Origin of the sequence: uncultured Alistipes sp. (genome assembly GCF_949296715.1) — a bacterium.
In the GTDB taxonomy this organism is placed as follows: Bacteria; Bacteroidota; Bacteroidia; order Bacteroidales; family Rikenellaceae; genus Alistipes.
Map to the genome: position 1 here is coordinate 25,373 of NZ_CASFQD010000023.1, position 7,387 is coordinate 32,759.

Consider the following 7,387-nt stretch of genomic DNA (forward strand, 5'->3'; position numbering starts at 1 on the left):
CGATGGCAGCGATCAATTTCGGATATACGATCTCCAAGCCCCGGGCCATCGACATGGACCGTAACAACCTGCGCAAGAGCGACGAGATCCTGCGCGAGATGCCCGAGCTGCAGACCTGCATCGGCTGCGGGGCCTGCACGGCCGTCTGCACGGCGGGCAACCTCACGTCGTTCAACTTCCGCCGCGTGCATACGCTCGTGCGGCGCGGCGAGTACCAGGGGGCCTATGAGGAGATGAACAAGTGCATGCTCTGCGGCAAGTGCCGGCTGGTCTGCCCGCGCGGCATCAACACGCGCGGCGTCGTGATGCTCATAAAACGTAAACTGGGGGACTTCTGAGATGACATTCTACGCACCGTTCTGCCTGCCGTTCATCATCGGCGCCGCCGTGATGTTCGCGACGCTGCTCTGGAAGTGGGGTTCGTGGCTCTACCGGCTGCCCCGTGCCGACAAGCGGCTGATCCTGCGCGGTCTGCCCACGCGGCGCACGCTGGAGGCGCTGTGGGAGGTGGTGCGCGAGTCGCTGCTGCACCGCCGCATTTTCCGTGTCAACCCGCTGCTGGGCTACATGCACATGTCGCTGGCCTTCGGCTGGTTCCTGCTCATCGCCGTGGGGTGGACCGAGACGGTCGCCTACCTCGGGCTGCGCTTCGTGCCGCTGCAGGGGCACGTCTTCTTCAAGTACTTCGCCACGGGCCTCGAACACAAGCCCGGCTTCGATTTCGTCATGGACCTGCTGCTGCTCTTCGTCCTCTCGGGCGTGGCGCTCGCCTGGGGCAAGCGCTTCTGGTCGAGGGCCATGGGCATGCGGCGCACGACGAAGCACGTGCCGGGCGACCGCGTGGCCCTCACGGCGCTGTGGTTCATCTTCCCGGCGCGCCTGCTGGCCGAGAGCACGACCTGCGCGCTCTACGGCGGCGGCAGCTTCCTGACGGGTTCGCTCGGCGGGTGGATGCACGAGCACATCTCCGTGCTGGCGCTCATGAACCTCGAGACCGCCGCCTGGTGGTTCTATTCGTCGTGCCTCGGGCTGTTCTTCGTGGCGCTGCCCTTCTCGCGCTACATGCACATCTTCACGGAGATCCCGCTCATCTTCCTGCGCCGCTACGGCCTGCGTTCGGGCGAGAAGGAGAGCGCCTACGACCATTTCCAGGTCGAGGCCTGCTCGCGCTGCGGCATCTGCATCGACCCCTGCCAGCTGCAGAGCGTCCTGCATGTCGACAACGTGCAGTCGGTCTATTTCCTGCGCGACCGCCGCTACGGCATGCTGCGGCGCGACGTGGCGGACAACTGCCTGCTGTGCGGCCGCTGCGCCGAGCGCTGCCCCGTGGGCATCGACCTCAATACGCTGCGCGTCAACTCGCGCGACCGCCTGCGCAACGTCCCCGACGAGCGGCGCTACGACTACTTCAAGGGACTGGACCGCTCCTCCGGCACGGGCAAGGTGGGCTACTTTGCCGGGTGTATGACCCTGCTCACGCCCCGCACGATGTCGGCCATGGAGCGCCTGTTCGACGCCGCGGGCGAGGAGGTCTGGTGGGCCGACCGCGAGGGGGGCGTCTGCTGCGGGCGTCCGCTGAAGCTCGCCGGCGAGACCGACTCGGCGCACAAGATGATGCGCTACAACACGGAGCTCTTCCTCAAGCACGGCATCACGACGCTCGTGACCTCGTGCCCGATCTGCCTGAAGGTCTTTCGCGAGGACTACGACCTGCCGGGCATCGAGGTGCTGCACCACTCGGAATACATCCTGCGGCTGATCCGTGCCGGACGGCTCAACCTCCAGCGCGGCACGACGCACTATACCTACCACGATCCCTGCGAGCTGGGGCGCGGCAGCGGCATCTACGACGAGCCGCGTGCCGTGATCGAGGCCGTGGGTGAGCTGCTCGAACCGGCACAGACGCGCGAGCACGCCCTCTGCTGCGGCTCGTCGGTGGCCAATACGGCCATCTCGGACGGCCAGCAGGTGCAGATCGCCCGTGCGGTGGCCGAGGAGCTGGAGGCGACAGGTGCCGAGGTGATCGTCACGGCCTGCCCCCTCTGCAAGAAGGCCATCGGCCGCGGTACGAAGGGAGAGGTGCGCGACCTGGCCGAGATCGTCGCCTCGCACCTCTCGTAGGGCGCGTGTCCGAAGTGCTTCCGGGTGCTGGCCGGGGTACGGCTGCGGTGCCGAGATGTGGCTGCGGGGGCGGCGTGCGGTGGAGGCTCTTCCAGTTGCGGTGGGCGAAGTTATGTGGGGGATGGCCGGGCACGGATTTTCCCGGTGGCGGCCAAAGCCGGGTGGCGAGGCAGCCTCGCGGGCGAATCGGGTTTTCGGCCGCGCGGAACGATGTTCCGGGGTGTGCGTGTGAAAAAAACGACGCTTTCAACCGGCTGGAAATGAATTCGGAGCGCTACTGCGGGGCGCCATTGTGAAAAAAATATTTGCACAAACCGTTTTTTTGCCATATCTTTGCACTCGCAAAAGCGATAGATCGCGAAGCGCCGAGCTTCGGTTCAACGATACATCGCGGGGTAGAGCAGTTGGCAGCTCGTCGGGCTCATAACCCGGAGGTCGGAGGTTCGAGTCCTCCCCCCGCTACCACAGCGGACGACTTGAAAAAGTCGTCCGCTTTTTTTGTCCCGCACCCCGGCCGGTGCCGCGCCCTTTTCCCGCCCCGGGAGTTGGATTTTTGCTCCGATGTGCGTATCTTTGAAAAACGGCAATTTTCATGTACTTTTTCCCTTGTACTTTTGGGGCCAAAAGTACCAAAATCCTCCGCAAATCGTTCTCCGCGGGAGTGCGCGAGCCGCGGCGCTGCCCGGGGCGCGCAAGATCGAGCCTATGCGCCACCCCGTGGCGGACGCGCCGCCACTCGCACCCTCTTTTTCCGCGTCAAACGAGAGTGCGGAATCACTGTGCCGCCGTTGGCGGCTACAAAAGATATAATAATGGCAATACATTCCGGCGCTTGTTCCTTCTCATTTCCCGCAAGGCGATTCCTGACTTGGTTCCGATGGCGGGAAAGCGGACGGAGGGCTGAAAGCGCGAGCGGCGGGGACGGTTTGCTTGCAAACCCGCACAGTCGCCCGACGCCGCTTTCAGGCGTCCGGACGCCGGCATCGGAATCGGTCGGGTGGCTTTTGCTGCTTTTCGCCACCGAAAAGCAGAGAAAAAGAAAGCGTTTTCTCTTGTACTTTTGGGGCCAAAAGTACCAAAATCCTTCGCACGTCGTTCTCCGCGGGAGTGCGTGAGCCGCGGCGCTGCACAGGGCGCGCATGGCAAATATACGAAAAAAGAGCGGATGTCCGAAACATCCGCTCTTTCTGTCGAGTGTGGCGGTTGCCGCAGTGCTATTGCTGCTGCTTGTAGGCTGCCAGTCCGCTTTGGAGGAACTCGACGAAGCCCTCGACCGAGAGGTCGTAGCCGCGCGGTGCGACAAGCGGCCGTCCGTCGGCTCCCTGCAGCACGTAGTAGGGCTGGGCATTCACGCCGTAGGTCTTCAGCGCGTAGTAGGAGTTGATCTTACCGAGCCCCTTGAGGACCTTGCCGGCGTCGGTCGTCACCCATTCGCTCTCGGGCAGCACCTTCTTGTCGTCCGAGTAGAGCGCGCAGATGACGTAGTCGTTGCGCAGGATGTCGAGCACCTGCGGGTCGGACCATACGCGGGCCTCCATTTCGCGGCAGTTGACGCAGCCGTGGCCCGTGAAGTCGATGAAGAGCGGCTTGCCGACCTTTGCGGCGTAGGCCTCGGCCTCCTTGAGGTCGAAGAAGCCCTCGAGCCCGTGCGGCAGGTGGAGGAAGTCGCTGTACTTGGGCTGTTTCCCCTCCACGGTCAGCAGGGCATGGCTTCCGCCCTCCGACGTGCCGGCCGCGACGGCGGCAGTGTGCTGCCCGAGGACGAAGTCCTGCGTCGTGAGCGGCGGCAGATAGCCCGAGAGGGCTTTGAGCGGGGCGCCCCACATGCCGGGGATCATGTAGACGACGAACGAGAAGACGAGGATGGCCAGCGTGAGGCGTCCGACACCCACGTAGGGCAGGTCGCTGTCGTGCGCGAACTTGATCTTGCCCAGCAGGTAGAGCCCCAGCAGCGTGAAGACGACGATCCAGACGGCAAGGTAGACCTCACGGTCGAGCAGCCCCCAGTGGTAGGTCTGGTCGGCCACGGAGAGGAACTTCATGCCGAGGGCCACCTCGATGAAGCCGATGACCACCTTCACGGAGTTCAACCATCCGCCGCTCTTCGGGAGCTTCTTGAGCACCGAGGGGAAGAGCGCGAAAAGGGTGAACGGCAGGGCGAAGGCCACGGAGAAGGCCAGCATCGTGATGATCGGGGCCCAGAACTCGCCCGAGGTCGACTTGATGAGCACCGAGCCGACGATCGGTCCCGTGCACGAGAACGAGACGAGCACGAGGGTCAGGGCCAGGAAGAAGATGCCGCCGATGCCTTTCGTGTCGGCCTTCGAGTCGGTCTTGTTGACCATCCACGACGGCATGGTAATTTCGAACGCGCCGAAGAACGAGGCGGCGAAGACCATGAAGACGAGGAAGAAGATGATGTTGGGCAGCCAGTGCGTGGCGAGCCAGTTGAAGATGTCGGCCGTCACGGCGTCACCGCCCACGATGCGCGTGATGAGGATGATCGCGGCGATGGGCACCGTATAGAGCAGCACGATGAAGAGCCCGTAGAGCGAGGCGCGCAGGCGTCCCATCGCGGCGCCGCCCTCCCCCTTGAGGAAGTAGGAGACGGTCATCGGGACCATCGGGAAGACGCAGGGGGTCAGGAGCGCGGCGAAGCCCCAGAGGATCGCCTCGATAATCAGGGCCCAGAGGCCCTTGCTCCCGGCGGCATCCTTGACCGGCGCCTCGGCGGCCGGCGTGATTTCGGCGGCAGCGATGCTCTCCCCGGCCTGTGCGGCAACTTCCGGAGCGGTCTCCTGCGCGGCGGCCTCCGCCGTCTGTGCGCCCTCTGCCGGTGCCGTTGCGGCTGCGGGGGCCGTCTCCGCCTTGACCGGGGCCGTCGTTGCGGCCGGTTCGCTCTTGGCCGGGGCTGCCGCTGCCGCGATCTCGATGGTCAGCTCCGTCTCGTCGGGGGGCATGCAGCTCGAATCGTTGCAGATCATCCACTCGAGCTGGGCCGTGACGATGCCTTTGGGGGCCGAGAGCCGCACCTTCTGCGCGAAGCGGGGCCTGCCCGAGAGGGTGCCGATCTGCATCTCGAAGAGGTCGTCGTAGTAGGTGTGCGACTTCGAAAGCTGCTCGACCTTGCCGTCGAGGCGCACGCCCTCGCCCGGCGTGAGGAGGATGGTCGTGGGGTTCGGACCTCCTTCATAGGGGCCCAGGTCGTACATGTGGAAACCTGCGGGGACCGAAGCTTCCAGCACGATGCGGTAGGCGTCGCCGCCGAGCGGTTCCACGCTGCTCTTCCATGTGACGCTCTGTGCGGAGGCCACGGCGGCGAGCAGCAGTGCCGAGAGGGTCAGCAGACTGTTGCGTAGGAGTTTGTGCATGGTCGTGTCGTGTTTTGTTTCTTTCGACTGCAAAGATAGCGGTTTTTTGCGGATTAATTGCTACATTCGCACAATGATTCGTCTTTCGCTCATCATCGCCACGCACAATCGTGCGGCACAGCTTCTCGAGACGCTGGAATCTGTTGTGCGGCAGGACCTGCCCGCGGCGGAGTGGGAGTGTATTGTCGTGGACAACAACTGCACGGACGATACCGCTGTGCGCTTCGCGGCTTTCGCTGCGGCGCATCCCGCCTGCAACCTGCGCCTTGTCGACGAACCCCGTCCCGGGGTCTCGCCGGCCCGCAACCGCGGCGTGGCGAAGGCCGCGGCTCCCGTCGTGGCGATCATCGATGACGACGAACGCATCAACGCAGGCTTCATACGGGCCTACCTCGATTTCTTCGATACGCATCCCGAGGCGCTGGTTGCCGGAGGGCGCATCATCGCCGAATATCCCGCCGGGCGTCCGGCCTGGATGTCGAAGTATACCGAGAAGCCGATTGCCAACCCGATGGATTACGGTCCCCGCGTGCGGCCCTACCCGCGCGGGAAGATACCCGGCGGCGGCAACATGGCTTTCCGGCGCGGGGAGGTGGCCCGTTACGGCGGTTTCGATCCCTCGCTCGGGCGGACGAACGACCGGCCCATCGGGGGCGAGGAGACCGATTTCTTCGCACGGCTCGTGCGCGGCGGCGTGACGCTGTGGTATGTCCCCGGTGCCGTGATCTGGCACATCATCCCGCCCGAGAAGCTCACCGAGGGGTATTTCCGGCGGCTGTGCTACAATGTCGGCGTCAGCCAGCGCCTGCAGGCCTGCAAGGGGCGTCGTTATGGCCGTGCGCTCGTGTCGGAGCTGGTGAAGTGGGGTGGTACGCTGGTGCTGGCCTGCACCATGTCGCCGCTCAAGGCGAAGTGGCTGTTTCGGATGAGAAGCGAAATCAGTTGCGGACTTTTCGGCGGCTGCCCGCAGGAGAAGCAGTAACGATTTTTTTGGCAATCGTCAGCTGCCCGGGTATTTTTTCGTGATTCCGGTTGGCGGTTTTCTCTTTATTTTATCTTTCTCTTTTGTTCTCGAGGTGGGGCAGTCCACCTTTTCGCCATCGAAACCAATTTATCTGTTAATTTTCGCCGCCATTGGCGGCACAATCAATCCGCACTCTCGTTCGACGCGGGAAAAGAGGGTGCGGCACGCGGTGCGTCAGTCACGGGGTGGCGCAAAGGCTTGATCTTGCGCGCCCCGGGCAGCGCCGCGGGGCGTATCCTCCCGCGGAAAACGACGTGCGGAGGCTTTTGGTACTTTTGGCCCCAAAAGTACAAAGGGAAAACGCTTTTCTTTTTCTCTGCTTTTCGGTGGCGAAAAGCAGCAAAAGCCACCCGACCGATTCTGATGGCGGCGTCCGATCGCCTGAAAGCGGCGTCGGGCGACTACGCGGGTTTGCAAGCAAACCGTCCCCGCCGCTCACGCTTTCAGCCGCCCGTCCGCTTTCTCGCCATCGGAACCAAGTCGGGACCCGCCGTGCGGGGAAAGAAGTAATAAATACCGAGGTGCATTGCCATAAAATAATGCCGCCAGCGGCGGCACCACCAATCCGCACTCTCGTTCGACGCGGAAAAAGAGGATGCGGCATGCGGCGCGGCAGTCACGGGGTGGCGCATAGGCTTGATCTTGCGCGCCCCGGGCAGCGCCGCGGGGCGCATCCTCCCGCGGAGAACGACTTGCGGAGGCTTTTGGTACTTTTGGCCCCAAAAGTACAAAGAAAAAAGAAAGAGGTTGTAAGAATCTCTTACTTTCGAAACTCTTTTGTGCTTTTCAGAAAAGCGCCTGAAAAACTTTTCCTTTTACCTGCTTTTCGGTGGCGAAAAGCAGCAAAAGCCACCCGACAGATTCCGATGGC

At 63.5% G+C, this 7,387-nt stretch carries 4 protein-coding genes and 1 tRNA gene; 4 read left to right on the forward strand and 1 reads right to left on the reverse strand.

The window, feature by feature from the left end; translation table 11 throughout:
- The first annotated feature begins 2 nt into the window (after positions 1–2).
- The 3 genes from Q1Y33_RS03385 to Q1Y33_RS03395 all read left to right on the forward strand — a co-directional run bounded on the left by Q1Y33_RS03385 (position 3) and on the right by Q1Y33_RS03395 (position 2,586).
- Positions 3–338 (forward strand): 4Fe-4S dicluster domain-containing protein, encoded by a 336-nt coding sequence (locus Q1Y33_RS03385; protein ID WP_295908220.1) that lies wholly within the window; start codon positions 3–5, stop codon positions 336–338.
- Position 339: 1 nt separating this feature from the next.
- Positions 340–2,121, forward strand: a complete 1,782-nt coding sequence (locus Q1Y33_RS03390; RefSeq protein WP_300798274.1) for a (Fe-S)-binding protein — start codon at positions 340–342, stop codon at positions 2,119–2,121.
- A 389-nt stretch (positions 2,122–2,510) separates the two neighbouring features.
- A tRNA-Met gene (locus tag Q1Y33_RS03395) sits at positions 2,511–2,586 on the forward strand.
- A 749-nt stretch (positions 2,587–3,335) separates the two neighbouring features.
- Here the strand turns inward: Q1Y33_RS03395 and Q1Y33_RS03400 are convergent.
- Positions 3,336–5,492, reverse strand: a complete 2,157-nt coding sequence (locus tag Q1Y33_RS03400; protein ID WP_300798276.1) for a cytochrome c biogenesis protein CcdA — start codon at positions 5,490–5,492, stop codon at positions 3,336–3,338.
- A gap of 73 nt (positions 5,493–5,565) precedes the next feature.
- On the opposite strand from Q1Y33_RS03400, the gene Q1Y33_RS03405 reads away from it, so the two are divergent.
- Positions 5,566–6,474, forward strand: a complete 909-nt coding sequence (locus Q1Y33_RS03405; protein ID WP_300798278.1) for a glycosyltransferase — start codon at positions 5,566–5,568, stop codon at positions 6,472–6,474.
- Positions 6,475–7,387: the final 913 nt, after the last annotated feature.